Raw genomic sequence first — 15,559 nt, 5'->3', positions numbered from 1 at the left:
TAGCAGGTCAGCGGGGGTGATCGGTCGGCCCAATGGGATCGATCTCGCGGAAATTACGGAGATCAAGCATTTCCGTCAGATAGGGCGATTCATCGCCGGTCAGCCGTTTTGGTGTGCGGCCTGCAAAAAGGCGAATCTCACGGATCATATGCGATTGATCATAGAATGCCTCGCCCAGCTTCGCTTCATACTCAGGGGAAAGATTGGGCAAGGACATCAGGCCAGCGGCACGCAAGGCGCGATATTTCCGCGCCAGCGCCCTTGGCGGCAAGCCGAAGTACCGCTCGACCAGGCGCTGTGTCTGTCGTTCGGAGTAGGGAATTCGATCATAGAATTGGCCCAGGTCAGGATTGAGGTCACTGCTGAGCCAGCGCGTGGTCTGCTTTATCAATTCTGCGTGGCGGGTATTCACGGGTTTGAGGCTGGCTGCGATGTAGTCGCACAGACCGTCAGCACATTGCTTCCCAGTGATTGTCCCTTCGCGATAAGCCTGGCACAGGGCCGCGCCCTTCGTTTCAACATCGTCACCAAGCCAGTCAGCAGCTCGGTAAAGCCGATTGCCGTGTTCCCCGGCGTCCATCCCTGTCAGCGCCGCCCAGCCAAGCGGAGACATCACAGCCCCGATCGAATGGAAGGGCCCGTTGACCATGAAGGGTGCCGCGATAGAGAACGGCGTCAGCAAAGCTACTTCGTGACTGGGTTCAACCCGACCGTCGAGAAAGCGCATCTCGCCTTTGCCATAGGGAAACAAGGTCAAATGCCCGATCGCGGCAGGCTGAATGTCGTGAATGACCGTTTCGCCGCAGCGAAAGTGGTAAAGTGTCGTGATGTAATCGCTGAGCGCCGCTGGCGGCGCGATGTAATCCAGTTCGAACTTCGAACGAGGTGTGAGGGTAAGCTGAGTCGGTCGCGAATCGCTCGCCTTTTCTCCAGGCATTGTCTTGGCACCCCTCGTTTGCGACCCGAGAACGATTTGCAAGTGCCCTAAACGAAAAGAAAAAAAGGGGCGACCTCTTTATGGGAGGCCGCCCCGTTGAAGTTGAGGAACTCTTCGCATCGCTGCTCCGAGCCCTTCGGGTCGCAACAGTGTGTTAGCTGAAACGCGCCCTTCCTAATTGTATGCAAGCGACAACAATCGCGAATAAACATCACCTTAACCGTCATTACTCTGAAACATTTGATGATTGCAGCACTCCTTCGAAGACTAACCGGGCAATGGGAACGCTACCAAGGCTATCGACAGGCAGGCAGCGTATTGCCATAGGCTCGCCCCATGCTGTTCCGCCTTCTGCGCCCGGCGCTGTTCACACTCGATTCGGAGGTCGCACACAATCTGGCCCTGACCGGATTGAAAGCGCTCCCGCTGCGCAAACCTTGCTCGGCTGGATCGGCTCAGGTCCAGGTGGCAGGCCTGACATTCCCGAACCCGGTCGGTGTTGCAGCGGGCTTTGACAAGAACGCCGAAGTGCCCGACGCGCTGCTCAGCCTCGGCTTTGGATTTACCGAAGTGGGCTCGATCACACCCTTGCCGCAAGTCGGCAATCCCAAGCCGCGCCTGTTCCGCCTGGTTGAAGACAAGGCTGTGATCAACCGGATGGGCTTCAACAATGAAGGCGGTGAAGCGGCGTTGGCGCGCATCAAGGCAAGAGCCGGGCGCGGCGGGATTGTCGGGATCAATATCGGCGCCAACAAGGACAGCGATGATCGGCTGAACGATTACGCGGTCATGACGCGAATGATGGCGCCCTATGCCAGCTATCTCGCAGTCAATATCTCCAGTCCCAACACGCCGGGCCTGCGCGCGCTTCAGGACGAAAGCGCGCTCACCGACCTGCTTGATCAGGTGATCGCCGCGCGTAGCGATGCGGTGAAGGACGGCAAGCTCCCACCGATATTCCTGAAAGTCGCGCCCGACCTTGAACCATCGGATATCGATGCCATCGCACGGATTGCGATCGACAAGCAGCTTGGCGCACTGATCGTTTCCAACACGACTATCTCGCGTCCTGACCTGCGCTCGCATCATGCCGGTGAAGCAGGCGGCCTGTCAGGCGCACCACTCAAAGTTCTGGCACTTCAACGCGTGCGGGATTTCCGCAAGGCAACAGGCGGGGCAATGCCGCTGGTCGGTGTGGGCGGGATAGGCAGTGCCGAGGACGCGTGGGCGCGGATCAAGGCTGGGGCCAGCCTCGTCCAGATCTACAGCGCGATGGTTTATGAGGGGCCGGCGCTTGGCGCGCGGATCGCCAAGGGGCTCGAGCGCGCCATGAAGCGCGAAGGCTTTTCCTCCATTGCCGAAGCGGTCGGAAGCGAATAGCGCTGCCCGCCATGCTTCATAAACTGTCCCTCCCGATCGCCGCCGCCCTGCTGTTCGCTGGATGCGCGAGCCTCGACGCGCCCCTTGCGACAACGGCACCTGAACCTGTCGCGGAGATCACCTGGCCAGGCGCGGTGAGCTCGGCCGACTTCAGGGCAACAGCCGCGGGTGAAGAGATCCTTGCCAAGGGTGGATCCGCTACCGATGCTGCGATCGCGGTGATGCTCGCTCTCACCGTGGTCGAACCGCAAAGCTCAGGCATAGGCGGAGGGGGATTTCTGGTTCGCGCCGACAGCGATAGCGGTGAGATCAACACCTATGACGGCCGCGAAACAGCGCCGGCCGCAGCGACCCCCACGCGCTTTCTCGATGAAAGCGGCGAATACCTGCCGCGCGAAAGCCGCGTGACCTCTGGCCTCAGTGTAGGCGTGCCGGGAAATCTCGCTCTGGCAGCTTATGCCCATGCCTCGCACGGGCGCCTGCCATGGGCAGACTTGTTCCAGCCCGCGATCCGTCTCGCCCGGGACGGTTTCGTGATGAACCGGCGGCTCAACGATTCGCTGAGTTCAAGTAAAGGCCGTGCAGACAAGACCGATGAGGCCCGCGCAATTTTCTTTGGGCCGGATGGTGCCCCTTTGCCAGTGGGCTCGCTTGTCAAAATTCCAGAGCTTGCACAGTCTCTTGCGGACTATGCCGAGCGCGGGGTGGAAGCGTTCTACCAGAGCGATGCGACATCGCTCGCGGCCTATGTCGCCGATGAAACACCACAAGACGGAAAGATGAGCGCGGACGATGTGCGCAGTTATGAAGCGAAGGAACGTCCCGCTGTTTGCGCGCCTTATCGCAGCTATCGGATCTGCGGGATGGGGCCTCCGTCATCGGGCGGGATCGCGGTTGCTCAGATGCTTGGCCAGCTGGAGCGGTTCGATCTTACTGCGCTCGGCCCGGACAGCATCACCTTCTGGCATCTGTTCCTCGAATCGCAGCGTTTGGCCTATGCTGATCGAGAGCTTTACACGGGCGATAGCGATTTCGTTGAAGTACCGGTCGCAGGGCTGGTTGATGCGGCCTATCTGGCCGAACGCTCTGCCCTGATCGATCCGGCAAAGGCGCTTGAAGAAGCAACGCCAGGCACGCCGCCCGGCGCACCAGCCAACTTAGCCGATGGCAATGAGCCGCCTGAGAACGGCACAACCCACTTTTCCGTGGTCGATGCCGAGGGCAATGCGGTGAGCTACACCTCCACCGTCGAAGGCGCGTTCGGCTCTGGCCTGTTCTATCGCGGGTTCTATCTCAACAACGAGCTCACTGATTTCAGTCTCAATCCGAAAGTGGGCGGCAAGCTGGTCGCTAACCGCGTGGAAGGCCGCAAGCGGCCGCGCAGCTCGATGGCCCCGACGATCGTGTTCGATGCGGATGGGGAAGTCGTGCTGGTGATCGGCGCTGCTGGCGGCCCGACTATCCCGGTCCAGGTGGCCCGTTCCATCATCGGTGTGGTTGATTTCAATCTCAGCGCAAAAGACGCCGTTGGCCTGCCGCTGATCATGGCATTCGGTTCGACCGTGGTGATTGAGGAAGACAGCGTGCTAACGGAAAAGCAAGGCGCGCTCGAAGCCCTGGGGCACAGCAATATTCGCAGTTTTGGCCCGCCTTTGAAGGCCAACGCCTTGCTGCGGACACCCGATGGCTGGGAAGTCGCGATGGACCCGCGCATCGATCCGATGCTCGCCACGGATTGATATCGCACCTGCGCGTGGGCCGCTTTGGCTTGCCGCTACGGCATCGCAGCCGTAAAAAGGTCAGGTAATTTGAAGGGGCGGAGGGACAACGCCCTATCCTTGGGAGCACACTCTACGTGAGTATCGAACTTCTTGCCGATATCGATAACGCCAACAATCTGGTCGACCTGTTCCTGACGCGCGCCGATGCGAAAGACGATGCGCCTTTTCTGGGGCGCAAGGAAGACGGGGAATGGCGCACACAAAGCTGGAGCGAAGTCGCCGAGCTGGTCTGCCTGCTGGCGGAAAACCTGCGCGCGCTGGGGCTGGAGAAAGGCGACCGCATTGCGCTTGTCTCAGAGAACCGCCCCGAATGGTGCATCGCGGACCTTGCGATCATGGCGGCGGGCTGTGTGACTGTGCCGACCTACACCACCAACACCACGCGCGATCATTTGCACATCCTCGACAATTCGGGCGCGCGCGCGGTGTTCGTTTCCAACGAGAAGCTGCTTGGGCCGCTTCACGCAGCAATCCAGGCTTCCGGGATTTGTGAGCATGTCATCGGCATCGAAGACCTGCATCGGCACCAATCGGGCAGTTTTGAGTTCCATTCGTGGGACAAGATGACTGCAGGCGACGCGGTGGCGGCGCGCAAGGCAGTCGAAGCGCGCCTTGCTGGGATCAGCCGCGATCAGACCGCCTGCATCATCTACACGTCCGGCACCGGCGGCGCACCGCGCGGCGTGATGCAGCATCATGGCGCAATCCTCTGCAATGCGGCCGGTGCTGCGGAAATCCTGATCGAGGATTTCGGGATCACGGACGAGCGCTTTCTTTCGTTCCTGCCGCTCTCTCATGCGTATGAGCACACTGGCGGCCAATATCTGCCGATCAGTGTCGGCGCGGAAATCTTCTATTCCGAAGGACTCGAGAAGCTCGCCAGCAATATCGAGGAAACGCGCCCCACGATCATGGTGGTGGTGCCGCGCCTGTTCGAAGTGCTGCGCAGCCGCATCCTCAAACAGGTCGAAAAGCAAGGCAAGCTCGCCAACTTCCTGATGGACAAGGCGCTGGGCATTGCGGACAAGGCGACCGAAGGCAAATCGCGCAAGCGCGACAAGCCGATGGACCTGATCCTGGAAAAGACCCTGCGCCCCAAGATTCGTGCGCGCTTCGGCGGACGGATCAAGGCGATGGTTTCCGGCGGAGCGCCGCTGAACCCCGAGGTTGGCAATTTCTTCGAGGCGATGGGCCTCACCATGCTGCAAGGCTATGGCCAGACTGAAAGCGGCCCGGTGATCAGCTGCAACCGGCCGAAGACCGGCCTCAAGATGGATACAGTCGGCCCGCCCATGCGCGGAGTGGAAGTCAAGATTGCCGATGATGGCGAAATCCTCGTGCGCGGCGAGCTCGTCATGCATGGCTATTGGCGCAACAAGGCAGAGACTGACCGCACGATTGTCGATGGCTGGCTGCACACCGGCGACATCGGCCATCTTGATGAGAAGAACCGCATCGTCATCACTGACCGCAAGAAAGACATGATCGTCAACGACAAGGGCGATAATGTCGCGCCGCAAAAGCTTGAAGGCATGCTGACTCTCCAGCCGGAGATTGCGCAGGCAATGGTGAGCGGTGACAAGCGGCCTTACGTCGTCGGCTTGATTGTGCCTGATGCGGAATGGGCGCTCGAATGGGTGCGCGCGAATGACGAAAAGTTTGACATGGCTGCGCTGCAGGACCTGCCCGCATTCAAGAGCGCGGTTCGCGCAGCGGTTGACCGGGTCAACAAGGACCTGTCCGTGATCGAAAAAGTTCGCCAGTTCGCGTTCGCCGATGAGCCGTTCTCGATCGACAATGAAGAGCTGACGCCCAAGCAGTCGATTCGGCGGCATAAGATCCGCGACCGCTATCAGGAACGGATCAACGGGCTGTATCGGGGGTAGCTAGGGCTTGAGGCGCTTGCGCAACTGGCCGAGCTCTACGGCAAGGCGATTGAAGGCATTCTGGAGGCTTGCCTCGAAGGTTTCGGCCTCCTGCTTGCTCCAGATCAATCGCTGCGGTTCGCACGCTCCCTTCTGCACCGCCACGAAGTCGATCTGAACATGCCACTCGCCCTTGCGATCGAGGAATTCGGCTGTAATGCCGTGGGAGAAGTAGGGGCGCTTTTCATCATGCTCACGCCACAGCGCAACGGCGTTGCGCAAGGCTGCTTTCTGCTTTTCAGTTGAGCAGTGATCTTCATCCAGCTTCGCAAGCGTGTTGAGCCGTTGGCCCGCAAGAGGTTCCAGACGGAGATTCGATGACGTCTCGCGAGCACTCGCCAAGCTCTCTGTGACGGCCTTCTCGCCACGCGCAAAGATATTGAGGCAGCGCCCTCTCCACGCTTCGATTTCCGTCTTGGCAAGGTCGTGCGGCTTGAGGCCCGCCGGGTCGGGGTTGCTCACGCCGCTTCGGCCTGCTCCACATATTCCGGATAGAAGGCCGGCGCGCGGTCTGACCAGCCCGGCGCGGTTGCCGCTGCTTCGCTGAGCGACTGCAACAGCATCTTGCGGCGTTCCGGGCGGATCTGCGGCAAGGCGCTGGCGGCGCAGAAGGCGCTGGGCAACCACGGCCGTGCCTCAGCACCGAGCAGGCGCTCATAAAGGAAGCGGAAGGCTGAAAAGCTCGCGATCCGCTCTTGCCCAAGATCGAACGCGGCAACGCGGGTCAGCTTGCCGATGAAGCTGTCCAGCCCGTCGATCCGGCCCTCTGCCGGAAGATTGTCGCGCAGCCATTTGAGCTCGTGATAGACGACATATTGCGCACGGATCGCCGCGCATTCCTCAGCGCTGCGGCCCCACACGCGAAAGGCGTCCTGACGGCCAAGTCCGATATCGAGGCTGCGCTTGATATAACGTTGCTCGCACGCTTCAAAGCTCGCGAACTCGCGCATCTCATTGATCGTCATTGACGCATTGCCGGTCGTGGCCATGGCTGTGATCCCCTGTTTGCGAAGGGGAATGTCGCGCAGTGTGGTTAATTATCGGTTAGTTGTGTTGGGATTTGTGAGCCCACTGTTGCACTTGGCACTGATCAAACGGCGCTCAGCGCCGCAAGGGCGACCGCCCGCCCGCAGCGAGGGCAGCTTGCCTGCCCGGAAGCGAGGATAGCCAAGCGAACGGACGTGAGCGCCGGCGTTTGAGGCTAAACAAAAAACTAAATCAACCCAGCCAGCGGACTGCTAGGATCGGCATACTTGCGCCGTCCCATCCGGCCGGCGAGATAGGCCTCGCGCCCGGCTTCGACCGCGAGTTTCATTGCGCGCGCCATGCGGATCGGGTCCTTGGCTTCGGCAATCGCCGTGTTCATCAGGATACCATCGCAGCCCAGTTCCATGCCGACCGCGGCATCGCTCGCCGTGCCTACACCGGCATCGACCAGTACCGGCACATTCGCGCCTTCCACGATCAGGCGAATGGTCACCTGGTTCTGGATGCCGAGGCCAGAGCCGATTGGCGCGCCCAGCGGCATGACGGCGACCGCGCCGGCATTTTCCAGCTGCTTCGCTGCAATCGGATCATCGACGCAATAGACCATCGGCAGAAATCCCTCCTTCGCGAGAACCTCCGTGGCTTCGAGCGTCTCTTTCATATTGGGGTAAAGCGTGCGCGCCTCCCCCAGGACTTCCAGTTTGACCAAGTCCCAGCCGCCCGCCTCGCGCGCAAGACGTAGCGTGCGGATCGCATCGTCGGCGTTGAAGCACCCCGCGGTGTTGGGCAGATAGGTTATCTTCTTCGGGTCAATGTAATCAGTCAGCATCGGCGCCTTGGGATCGCTGACATTGACGCGGCGCACCGCGACCGTGACAATCTCTGCGCCCGATGCTTCAACCGCAGCCGCGTTCTGCTCGAAATCCTTGTACTTGCCGGTCCCGACAATCAGGCGCGAGTTGAAGGTGCGCCCCGCTACACTCCAGCTATCATCTTTCGCCGCGTCGCTGCCACCGCCAACGAAATGCACGATCTCCAGCACATCGCCGTCTGCAAGCGGCGCATCGTCGAGCGTCGAGCGCGCGACAATCTCGCGATTGCACTCAACTGCGACCTTGGCCGGATCAAGTTCCAGCTCGCGCACCAGCGCAGCGATTGTGGGGGCGGACGTGCGGCGGGTTTCGCCGTTGAGGGTAATCTGGATGGATGCGCTCATAGCGCTCCGCACATAGCGCTCAACGCAGCCGGTTCAAATGATTTGCGCGCATGTTGAGGAAATGGCCGATTGCAACCAGGCTCACGCCGATGACGGTCAGCACGATTTCCTTGGGTCCGTGTGGAACCGCCAATGCCCCGCCCATGAAGGTCAGGCCGGTCATCGCAATCACGAACGGCATGGCGCGGCGATGCTTGATCGCGCCCCAGCCAATCGCAATACCGGCTATGATCATCGCGAGCGCCAGCCCGTAGCGATGCCAGTCCGGGTCCAGCAGGACATGGCTGCCAAGACCCAGCACCCAGATCAGACCAATTCCGGCGAGACAATGCAACAGACACAGGCCAGAGAGCCATAGGCCAGCCTGATCAAGTCGGCTGCGAATCGAGACGCGATTTTCGGACATTGTGAGAGGCGACATATGTTATAGTGTATCATCTTGCAAGGGGCGCAAGGTGTGATGCGGCTTTTGATCTTGCCGAATCTTTGCACTGCAATCAGATAGCGCGCAGAATGGCTTCTTACTCCGCCTCTCTCCGGCTCTCCCGCAATGGCGAGCAGGTCCTTGGTCAGCCCCGGACGATTGCCAACTGGCTCTTCGTCGTGGCGAGCCTGGTGGTATTGATCGTGTTCGTCGGTGGGATCACCCGCCTGACGGAGAGCGGGCTGTCGATCACGCACTGGAGCGTCGTGACCGGTATTCTGCCGCCACTGACCGAGACTGCGTGGCAAGCCGAGTTTGATCTCTACCGCCAGACCGGCGAATACCGTTTCGAAAGCGGCCCGGCGGGTATGGATCTCGCCGCTTTCAAATTCATCTATTTCTGGGAGTGGTTCCACCGCATTCTGGGCCGGGTAATCGGGCTCGCTTTCCTGCTACCGATGATCTGGTTCTGGATGAAGGGTGCGATCCCGCAAGGGTACAAGCCGCGCCTCATCGCGCTGTTTGCTTTGATTTGCGGACAAGGCGCGCTTGGGTGGTATATGGTCGCCTCAGGCGTCGGAACGGACCTCACCGATGTCAGTCATTTCCGCCTGTCCGCCCATCTTCTGACCGCGCTGTTCCTGCTCGGCGGGCTGGTCTGGACCGCGCTCGACCTGCGGGCGCTGCATCGCGATCCCGCGGCACGCCCCGCGCGCTTGAGCCCGTTCGGGCTGGGGGTGGGGCTGGTGCTATTTATCCAGCTGCTGCTCGGAGCGTGGGTGGCGGGCCTTAATGCGGGGCATGCGGCCTATGACTGGCCATTGATGAATGGACAGATAGTGCCGGAATGGGATGAGTCGCGCAGCTTCCTGTCGGCGCTGACGCATGATCCCTTCCTTATCCATTTCCTCCATCGCTGGTGGGCATGGCTAGCGGTGGCAGCGCTGGTCTGGCTGGCACGTCGCGTGCGGAAGGCTGACCGCAAGGCATCCATTGCGATCCACACCGCGTTTGGCGTTCAGATCCTGCTCGGCATTGCGACAGTGATGACAGAAGTGTCGCTCTGGATTGCCGTTTTGCACCAGCTTGTCGGGGCGCTGCTCGTGGCCGCGGCGGCCTGGGGCTTGCACCGTGAAGGCACGCGCAGCATTGCCGCATCATGAGCGCGCTGATCTATTGCCCGTTTCCTGACCGCGAGGCGGCCCGCGCCATCGCCTCACAGCTGCTCGATGAAAAGCTGATCGCTTGCGCAAACATTCTGAGCGAGGTTGAGTCGCTCTTCGAATGGAATGGCGAGCGCGGGTCAGGCACGGAAGTTGGCGTGCTGTTCAAGACGCATGCAGACAAGCTCACCGGTGCAGTCGAGCGCATCGCTGAACTGCACCCCTATGACGCACCGGCAGTGCTTGGCTGGAAGTGCGAGGTGGCGGGCACAAAAACCGCCGAATGGCTGAATAGGTTGGTGTAGTCAGAGCTGCACGGTATTATTTTACCTCCCTCGAAACCCCCGGTTTCGCTTGACTTCAGCCCCTCGAAACGACAAATGGCGCGCGATCTCGCGGTTGCAGCAGAGGCTGGACATGCGATTCGAGGCCGCGGCATCTGGCTGCGGCTTGTTCAATTTTAGGAATAGAAACCCATGAAGGCGCTCAGCAAGCAGACGCAGTCGGTCAAACCGGCCGATGTCGAAAAGAAATGGCACCTCATTGACGCAGAAGGCCTGGTTGTGGGCCGTCTCGCTGCGATCATTGCCAACATCCTGCGCGGCAAGCACAAGCCGAGCTACACACCGCATGTCGATTGCGGTGACCACGTCATCGTCATCAATGCCGATAAGGTGAAGTTCACCGGCAAAAAGACGACCGACAAGATCTATTACAAGCATACCGGCCACCCGGGCGGCATAAAGGAAACGACCCCGCAGAAGGTTCTTGAAGGCAAGTTCCCTGAGCGCGTTCTGGAAAAGGCTGTCGAGCGCATGATCCCGCGCGGTCCGCTGGGCCGTGACCAGATGCGCGCTCTGCACCTGTTTGCCGGCACCGAGCACCCTTATGACGGGCAGAAGCCCGAAGTGCTCGACGTTGCCTCCATGAACCGCAAGAACAAGGTCACCGCATAATGGCTGACGAGAAGAACAACGAAACTGTCTCGGATCTCGCGGATCTGAAGGACATCGCAGCAGACGCACCTGAAGCTGATGCCGCTGTTATCGCAGTGAGCACTGCCCCTCTGCGCGAGCAAGAGCTCGACGCGCAAGGCCGTGCCTATGCCACCGGACGCCGGAAGGACGCCACCGCACGCGTCTGGCTCAAGCCCGGCACCGGCAAGATCACTGTCAACGGCCGCGATCAGGAAGTCTACTTTGCACGTCCGACGCTGCGCCTGATCATCGACCAGCCGTTCGCGATCACCGATCGCCAGGGCCAGTACGATGTTGTCGCTACCGTCAAGGGCGGCGGTCTTTCCGGTCAGGCCGGCGCTGTGAAGCACGGTATCAGCCAGGCGCTGACCAAGTACGAACCTGCACTGCGCAGCACGGTGAAAGCCGCCGGCTTCCTCACCCGCGACAGCCGCGTGGTCGAGCGTAAGAAGTACGGCCGCGCGAAAGCACGCCGCAGCTTCCAGTTCAGCAAGCGTTGATTTTGGGGTGTTGATTTTGGGAGACGCTGGTCAGCGTCTTCGATACTGCTACCTACAAAGCAAAAGGGCGGCCCTTTGTGGGTCGCCCTTTTTTGTTGGTGGCAGTTCTGTTGTTGCCTCTAAGGGGCAGGCAGGCGCTTCAGCGCTGCATCACGAGCAGACCATAGGAAAGTCCGGTTCCGCCGAGGAACAGCGGCCACGACCAATGGATCGCATACTCGCCTGCGTGCATCAGATGAATGGCCAGCTGTCCGCCGCTCGAGCCTTGCGACCCGATGATCAGCGAGATGATACCGGACAACAGGCCCCCGAGCCCTATCGCCTTTATCGCGTCCATTGCATGACTCCTTCCAGCGCCACAGCGCGCGCAATGCTGATCTTCCTATGACGCAGGTTGGTTAACACTTTGTTGTCGTGCGGGCTTAAGTTCGGCCTAAGCAACAAAGTGTCGCTAGCTGGAATGCGCAGCCTTACCGATTATGCGCGTTTCAACTTCGATCCCGGCACCCTTTCGGCAGGTCAGCACATTGTAGGACGGCGGCGCGCCATTACGCAGTCGCGTGGAGAGCGTTCCTGCCCCGATAACCTGCACTTCTCTTCGCCCTGCCGCGCGGACTTCATTGAACGGATTATGGATATGGCCGGATAGGATCGCGTTGACGCCCCGCTCGGCCAGGGTTTTCAGCGCAGCGTCGCCGCCAATCGTCCTGTTCGGTCCGCCCGCCTTCGGACCGTGCAAAGGATGGTGCGCGGTCACTACAATCGTACGAGGATCGTGCCTGAACCGTTCAAGTCGCTTTGCGGTCTCTTCCAGGGCGGATCGCTTTATGACGCCATCGGACCAAGGCCAGCGCCATTGGGCGGATACCGTCGTAAGCAGCGGGATCAAAACAAGATCATCGGTTTCCAGGGCTTCGACGGCAGCCGCGCGCATCAGCTTGCGGAACCTGCGGAAGGGATCGCTGAACCGCTCCCACGGGCTATAGTAAGGCATGTCGTGGTTACCGACATCGAGCCACACCGGTATATCAAATTGGCCGAACCACTCTTCCGCCGCAGCGTATTGCCGGTGTGTGGCGCGCTGCGTAAGGTCGCCGGTGCAGACTAGCGCATCGGGCCGCTCAGCGCGAACGGCATCGGCCACTTCGCTGAGAGCTGCGCGATTCTCCACACCGAAATGAACATCGCTAATATGGAAAAGCCGAGTAGCCATCGACGGATCAGACCCTTCCAGTCAGGATCAGCCAAGCGGTTAATCCATTGAGGCAGGTGTAAATCCCATAGGCAATCGCGAGCCCCGGCCACCCATTGCCCGCAAGCAGCATCGCCGCCAGCAGGACCAGGAACTCCAGCACGAGCGCAACCCTTTGGCCGCGCTTACTGGAAAGCCAGCGCGCATGTTCCAGCATCGGATGGCGACTTTCGATCACCGCTTTGTGCATGGCGAAATTGGCGATCCCGAAAAGAAAGATGATTGCGACCGGCATTGTTACAAAATTGCGTATCCGTTCGTGGTTGTGAAATTGCGGTTCGTCGGAGAATTTCCGACTCTGGTCGTGTCCATTCTCCCTCAATCGACCCGATTGGCGCGATTGTCGAGCCGTTGATGAAGACAACCCTCTGCCAGCGTAGAACAATCTTCAGCGGAACACAGCTCCAGTCCCCCTTAAGGTTCCGCATCAGGAGGTTACTATGACGAAGACAATCGCCCTCGCCGCAGCTTGCGGCCTCGCATTCACCGCCACCCCCGTTCTGGCTGGTGTTGATAATGTTCCTTCAGCCGGGATCGAGTTTCGCGACCTGAACCTCGCAACGCCCGAAGGTCAGGCCATGCTTGATGAACGCATCGACCTCGCTGCCCGCCAGATCTGCCGCGTGGACGAAGTTACCACCGGAACGCGGATTCGCTCTCGCGATGCGGAACGTTGCTACCAGGAGGCGCTCAAGAGTGCCAAGAAGCAGGTCGCTGCGCTTATCCGCGAAGACCAGCGGGGAGGCTAAGCGCCCAAGGCGACCGCATTCAAGCTTGCACTCCGGTGCATCATTGCGACCCGGGCCGTCCAGTCCCTTTTGGCCCGGGTCGCTTTCTGGTGCATCGCGTCTGTGTGTGCCGCCGGCGCCATCATATCAAGTCAAATGGGATATCATCATATCAAGTCAAATGGGATATCATGCAAATTGGGTTCCGCCTGGCGGTCTGACAGTCTTACGGCGCCTTAACGCCCTGCCATCGCTTTTACCTTAGGCAGATATGTCCGTCCGATCCGCAGTGCATCACCGTCCTCAAGCTCCACCGACCACACACCAAGCCCATCATGGCGTAATCCGCGAATGCCATTCTTACGCAGGATGGTGGAGCGATGAATGCGAATGAATTCAGCCGGATCGAGTCGCTTTTCGAGCCCGGCGATAGTCTGCAGCAAGAGATAGGAACGCGGCGCTTCGCTAGTGCCGACATGAAGGCGCACGTAGTCACGCTCCGCATCGATCCGGCTTACTTCGCTGACTGCAATGCGGAGCAATTCCGAGCGATGCGGGACCCACAGCTCTTCCAGCCATTTGCTCGATTTTTCGCGAATGTCACCGCGGCGAGCGACTGCCCGTTCGATGGCGCGGGCAAGCCGATCTGCCGAGACCGGCTTCAGCACATAGTCGATCGCATCGAGATCAAATGCTTCGACCGCGAAGTCGTCATGCGCGGTAACGAATATCACCGCTGGCGGATTCTTCGCCTTGCCGAGCGCGCGGGCCACGCCAAGTCCATCAAGCTCTGGCATGGTCATGTCGAGCAGGACCAGATCGGGCGTAAGCGCTTCAATCAGGCGCAGCGCCGCTGCACCATCGCTGGCCGTGCCCACCACACTAATCGACTTGATATCCGCACAGATGACCTGAATGCGCTCAACCGCGAGCGGCTCGTCATCGACAATCAGCGTGCGCAGCGGGGCTGATTTGTCATCGCTTTCTGCCATGTCTCTGTGCTGTCCCTCTTCTGCCGTCAATATTCTCGCGGTGCGAGCCTGCCTGTTGTGATCTCAGCCATTACGCGTGAGCGGAACCCTAATTTCGCTGCGATAACCACCCGGAACCGGTCCCGAAACCAGCGAAACGTCTTGGCCAAAGCGCGCTTCAAGGCGGTCTCGCACATTGGCAAGCCCGATACCAAAGCCCCCTCCTCCTGCAGCCTCACCAGGCGGTGGACCCGGACCATCATCGCTGACAGTAAGAACCAGCCGGTCGAACTCTTCGCGTGCGCTGATAGTGATCTTGACTGGCCGATTGACTGCTGAAACGGCGTACTTGACGGAGTTTTCGATCAATGGCTGGAGGATCATGCCCGGCACCCGGGCCTCCGTGAGCTCTTCCGGCAAGTCAAATTCCGTCCGCAGGCGATCCGGGAAGCGGACCCCTTCAATGGTGAGATAATGGCGCTGGAGATCGAACTCCTGATCAAGTGGAACATCCGCCGTCGGTTCAGCGGCGAGGCTGTGGCGATAGAAGCTGGAAATGGTCTGAATCATCTGCTCTGCGCGTGCCTGCTGGCCCGTAATAACCAGAGCAGAAAGCGAATTGAGCGTGTTGAACAGGAAATGCGGATTGACCTGATATCGTAGCGATCGGAGCTCGGCTGCTTTTGCGGCGGCGCGGAACTCCTGCTCCCTGCGTTCAGCCAGGCGCGCCTTGGAGATCGCCAGCATCGAAAAGTACACCGCACACCAGGCCAGCATCATGAAATAGCGGCCAAACGCGATCTCCGTAAGCGGCGACAGGAAAGCCAGCAGCGGCTTGTCCTTGTAGTAGTCCTGCATTTCAGCATCGCGTGGCGGGGTACCTTCCCCGCCATCGTTAGGAGGCCATTGGACGTCCCCAAGGGGATCAGCCGAGGTGTCAGTTTCGCCAATCCGTTCGACCCACTGCCGCTCCATGAAGGCATTCATGTCGTAAAAAACTGCGCTGTTCACAAACGCCAGCAGCACGGCAACCGGCATTGTCAGCGTGAGCGAGGCGAACACCTGCGCGCCTAGTGAGCGCTGATCGAACAGGCGCAGCAGCGACCACAGCATCAGGGTTATGACCACCCCGGCCGCAGTCACAACGAGGCGCAGACCCATCATCTCGATCCGGAATCCGAGGCCGAGCGCTTCCCAGCGCAGCGTTGCAAGCAGGAAGTAAGCCGCCCACAACACTATTGCCGAGATCAGCACGGAGCGAAATGGCACGCGCGGCAGGGTCTTGGCGCTGACTTGAGGCATAGTCAGCACGATCTAG

Annotated in this window: 18 protein-coding genes; 8 read left to right on the top strand and 10 right to left on the bottom strand. The window is 60.1% G+C overall.

Annotated features, from left to right (window positions below):
• Positions 1-7 precede the first annotated feature (7 nt).
• Positions 8-937, bottom strand: a complete 930-nt coding sequence (locus tag ACG9DO_RS03240) for a helix-turn-helix domain-containing protein (RefSeq protein ID WP_394730290.1) — start codon at positions 935-937, stop codon at positions 8-10.
• A gap of 336 nt (positions 938-1,273) precedes the next feature.
• On the opposite strand from ACG9DO_RS03240, the gene ACG9DO_RS03235 reads away from it, so the two are divergent.
• The 3 genes from ACG9DO_RS03235 to ACG9DO_RS03225 all read left to right on the top strand — a co-directional run bounded on the left by ACG9DO_RS03235 (position 1,274) and on the right by ACG9DO_RS03225 (position 5,984).
• Positions 1,274-2,317: a quinone-dependent dihydroorotate dehydrogenase gene (locus ACG9DO_RS03235; RefSeq protein ID WP_394730289.1), complete on the top strand. Its 1,044-nt coding sequence runs from the start codon at positions 1,274-1,276 to the stop codon at positions 2,315-2,317.
• Positions 2,318-2,328: 11 nt separating this feature from the next.
• Complete coding sequence (gene ggt, locus ACG9DO_RS03230) at positions 2,329-4,056, top strand: gamma-glutamyltransferase (protein ID WP_394730288.1); 1,728 nt, start codon at positions 2,329-2,331, stop codon at positions 4,054-4,056.
• A 122-nt stretch (positions 4,057-4,178) separates the two neighbouring features.
• Positions 4,179-5,984 (top strand): AMP-dependent synthetase/ligase, encoded by a 1,806-nt coding sequence (locus tag ACG9DO_RS03225; protein ID WP_394731185.1) that lies wholly within the window; start codon positions 4,179-4,181, stop codon positions 5,982-5,984.
• Here the strand turns inward: ACG9DO_RS03225 and ACG9DO_RS03220 are convergent, their stop codons facing one another.
• The 4 genes from ACG9DO_RS03220 to ACG9DO_RS03205 all read right to left on the bottom strand — a co-directional run bounded on the left by ACG9DO_RS03220 (position 5,985) and on the right by ACG9DO_RS03205 (position 8,632).
• Positions 5,985-6,485 carry a hypothetical protein gene (locus tag ACG9DO_RS03220; RefSeq protein WP_394730287.1) on the bottom strand — a complete coding sequence of 167 codons (501 nt, stop codon included), beginning with the start codon at positions 6,483-6,485 and terminating at the stop codon, positions 5,985-5,987.
• Positions 6,482-7,012, bottom strand: a complete 531-nt coding sequence (locus ACG9DO_RS03215; protein ID WP_394730286.1) for a hypothetical protein — start codon at positions 7,010-7,012, stop codon at positions 6,482-6,484. Before ACG9DO_RS03215 ends, ACG9DO_RS03220 begins: the two co-directional genes overlap by 4 nt.
• Before the next feature lie 224 nt (positions 7,013-7,236).
• A complete protein-coding gene (gene thiS / locus ACG9DO_RS03210; RefSeq protein WP_394730285.1) occupies positions 7,237-8,226 on the bottom strand; it encodes a sulfur carrier protein ThiS in 990 nt (329 codons plus the stop codon).
• 19 nt (positions 8,227-8,245) lie between these two features.
• The gene (locus ACG9DO_RS03205) at positions 8,246-8,632 is read right to left on the bottom strand and encodes a MerC domain-containing protein (protein ID WP_394730284.1); all 387 of its coding nucleotides are present in this window, start codon (positions 8,630-8,632) and stop codon (positions 8,246-8,248) included.
• Between the two features lie 107 nt (positions 8,633-8,739).
• Here ACG9DO_RS03205 and ACG9DO_RS03200 point away from each other — a divergent pair, with 107 nt between their 5' ends.
• The 4 genes from ACG9DO_RS03200 (at position 8,740) to rpsI (ending at position 11,290) form a co-directional block, all read left to right on the top strand.
• Entirely contained in the window at positions 8,740-9,813 is a 1,074-nt protein-coding gene (locus ACG9DO_RS03200) for a COX15/CtaA family protein (protein WP_394730283.1), read from the top strand.
• Positions 9,810-10,118 (top strand): divalent-cation tolerance protein CutA, encoded by a 309-nt coding sequence (cutA, locus tag ACG9DO_RS03195; RefSeq protein ID WP_394730282.1) that lies wholly within the window; start codon positions 9,810-9,812, stop codon positions 10,116-10,118. The genes ACG9DO_RS03200 and cutA overlap by 4 nt, the downstream gene beginning before the upstream one ends.
• 171 nt (positions 10,119-10,289) lie before the next feature.
• The gene (gene rplM, locus ACG9DO_RS03190; RefSeq protein WP_394730281.1) at positions 10,290-10,769 is read left to right on the top strand and encodes a 50S ribosomal protein L13; all 480 of its coding nucleotides are present in this window, start codon (positions 10,290-10,292) and stop codon (positions 10,767-10,769) included.
• Positions 10,769-11,290 (top strand): 30S ribosomal protein S9, encoded by a 522-nt coding sequence (rpsI, locus tag ACG9DO_RS03185; protein ID WP_394730280.1) that lies wholly within the window; start codon positions 10,769-10,771, stop codon positions 11,288-11,290. The genes rplM and rpsI overlap by 1 nt, the downstream gene beginning before the upstream one ends.
• Before the next feature lie 139 nt (positions 11,291-11,429).
• Here the strand turns inward: rpsI and ACG9DO_RS03180 are convergent, their stop codons facing one another.
• The 3 genes from ACG9DO_RS03180 to ACG9DO_RS03170 all read right to left on the bottom strand — a co-directional run bounded on the left by ACG9DO_RS03180 (position 11,430) and on the right by ACG9DO_RS03170 (position 12,777).
• Positions 11,430-11,627, bottom strand: a complete 198-nt coding sequence (locus ACG9DO_RS03180; protein WP_394730279.1) for a hypothetical protein — start codon at positions 11,625-11,627, stop codon at positions 11,430-11,432.
• A 114-nt stretch (positions 11,628-11,741) separates the two neighbouring features.
• A complete protein-coding gene (locus ACG9DO_RS03175; protein WP_394730278.1) occupies positions 11,742-12,503 on the bottom strand; it encodes a metallophosphoesterase family protein in 762 nt (253 codons plus the stop codon).
• Between the two features lie 7 nt (positions 12,504-12,510).
• Positions 12,511-12,777 carry a hypothetical protein gene (locus ACG9DO_RS03170; RefSeq protein WP_394730277.1) on the bottom strand — a complete coding sequence of 89 codons (267 nt, stop codon included), beginning with the start codon at positions 12,775-12,777 and terminating at the stop codon, positions 12,511-12,513.
• Positions 12,778-12,982: 205 nt separating this feature from the next.
• Here ACG9DO_RS03170 and ACG9DO_RS03165 point away from each other — a divergent pair, with 205 nt between their 5' ends.
• Positions 12,983-13,291 (top strand): UrcA family protein, encoded by a 309-nt coding sequence (locus ACG9DO_RS03165; protein WP_394730276.1) that lies wholly within the window; start codon positions 12,983-12,985, stop codon positions 13,289-13,291.
• Positions 13,292-13,506: 215 nt separating this feature from the next.
• Here ACG9DO_RS03165 and ACG9DO_RS03160 read toward each other — a convergent pair whose 3' ends face one another.
• Entirely contained in the window at positions 13,507-14,262 is a 756-nt protein-coding gene (locus ACG9DO_RS03160; protein ID WP_394730275.1) for a LytR/AlgR family response regulator transcription factor, read from the bottom strand.
• Positions 14,263-14,325: 63 nt separating this feature from the next.
• Positions 14,326-15,543, bottom strand: a complete 1,218-nt coding sequence (locus tag ACG9DO_RS03155) for a sensor histidine kinase (RefSeq protein ID WP_394730274.1) — start codon at positions 15,541-15,543, stop codon at positions 14,326-14,328.
• Between the last annotated feature and the right edge of the window lie 16 nt (positions 15,544-15,559).

Source organism: Altererythrobacter sp. GH1-8 (assembly GCF_043702085.1).
Lineage (GTDB): Bacteria > Pseudomonadota > Alphaproteobacteria > Sphingomonadales > Sphingomonadaceae > Erythrobacter.
The sequence above is the reverse complement of the archived record's forward strand: the minus strand, read 5'-3'. Positions and strand labels throughout refer to the sequence as shown.

What these genes read in the sequence shown, in the direction of transcription:
- ACG9DO_RS03240 (WP_394730290.1), bottom strand. Translation starts at nt 937, where the DNA reads ATGCCTGGAGAAAAGGCGAGCGATTCGCGACCGACTCAGCTTACCCTC.
- ACG9DO_RS03235 (WP_394730289.1), top strand. Translation starts at nt 1,274, where the DNA reads ATGCTGTTCCGCCTTCTGCGCCCGGCGCTGTTCACACTCGATTCGGAG.
- ggt (WP_394730288.1), top strand. Translation starts at nt 2,329, where the DNA reads ATGCTTCATAAACTGTCCCTCCCGATCGCCGCCGCCCTGCTGTTCGCT.
- ACG9DO_RS03215 (WP_394730286.1), bottom strand. Translation starts at nt 7,012, where the DNA reads ATGGCCACGACCGGCAATGCGTCAATGACGATCAATGAGATGCGCGAG.
- thiS (WP_394730285.1), bottom strand. Translation starts at nt 8,226, where the DNA reads ATGAGCGCATCCATCCAGATTACCCTCAACGGCGAAACCCGCCGCACG.
- ACG9DO_RS03205 (WP_394730284.1), bottom strand. Translation starts at nt 8,632, where the DNA reads ATGTCCGAAAATCGCGTCTCGATTCGCAGCCGACTTGATCAGGCTGGC.
- ACG9DO_RS03200 (WP_394730283.1), top strand. Translation starts at nt 8,740, where the DNA reads ATGGCTTCTTACTCCGCCTCTCTCCGGCTCTCCCGCAATGGCGAGCAG.
- cutA (WP_394730282.1), top strand. Translation starts at nt 9,810, where the DNA reads ATGAGCGCGCTGATCTATTGCCCGTTTCCTGACCGCGAGGCGGCCCGC.
- rplM (WP_394730281.1), top strand. Translation starts at nt 10,290, where the DNA reads ATGAAGGCGCTCAGCAAGCAGACGCAGTCGGTCAAACCGGCCGATGTC.
- rpsI (WP_394730280.1), top strand. Translation starts at nt 10,769, where the DNA reads ATGGCTGACGAGAAGAACAACGAAACTGTCTCGGATCTCGCGGATCTG.
- ACG9DO_RS03180 (WP_394730279.1), bottom strand. Translation starts at nt 11,627, where the DNA reads ATGGACGCGATAAAGGCGATAGGGCTCGGGGGCCTGTTGTCCGGTATC.
- ACG9DO_RS03175 (WP_394730278.1), bottom strand. Translation starts at nt 12,503, where the DNA reads ATGGCTACTCGGCTTTTCCATATTAGCGATGTTCATTTCGGTGTGGAG.
- ACG9DO_RS03170 (WP_394730277.1), bottom strand. Translation starts at nt 12,777, where the DNA reads ATGCCGGTCGCAATCATCTTTCTTTTCGGGATCGCCAATTTCGCCATG.
- ACG9DO_RS03165 (WP_394730276.1), top strand. Translation starts at nt 12,983, where the DNA reads ATGACGAAGACAATCGCCCTCGCCGCAGCTTGCGGCCTCGCATTCACC.
- ACG9DO_RS03160 (WP_394730275.1), bottom strand. Translation starts at nt 14,262, where the DNA reads ATGGCAGAAAGCGATGACAAATCAGCCCCGCTGCGCACGCTGATTGTC.
- ACG9DO_RS03155 (WP_394730274.1), bottom strand. Translation starts at nt 15,543, where the DNA reads ATGCCTCAAGTCAGCGCCAAGACCCTGCCGCGCGTGCCATTTCGCTCC.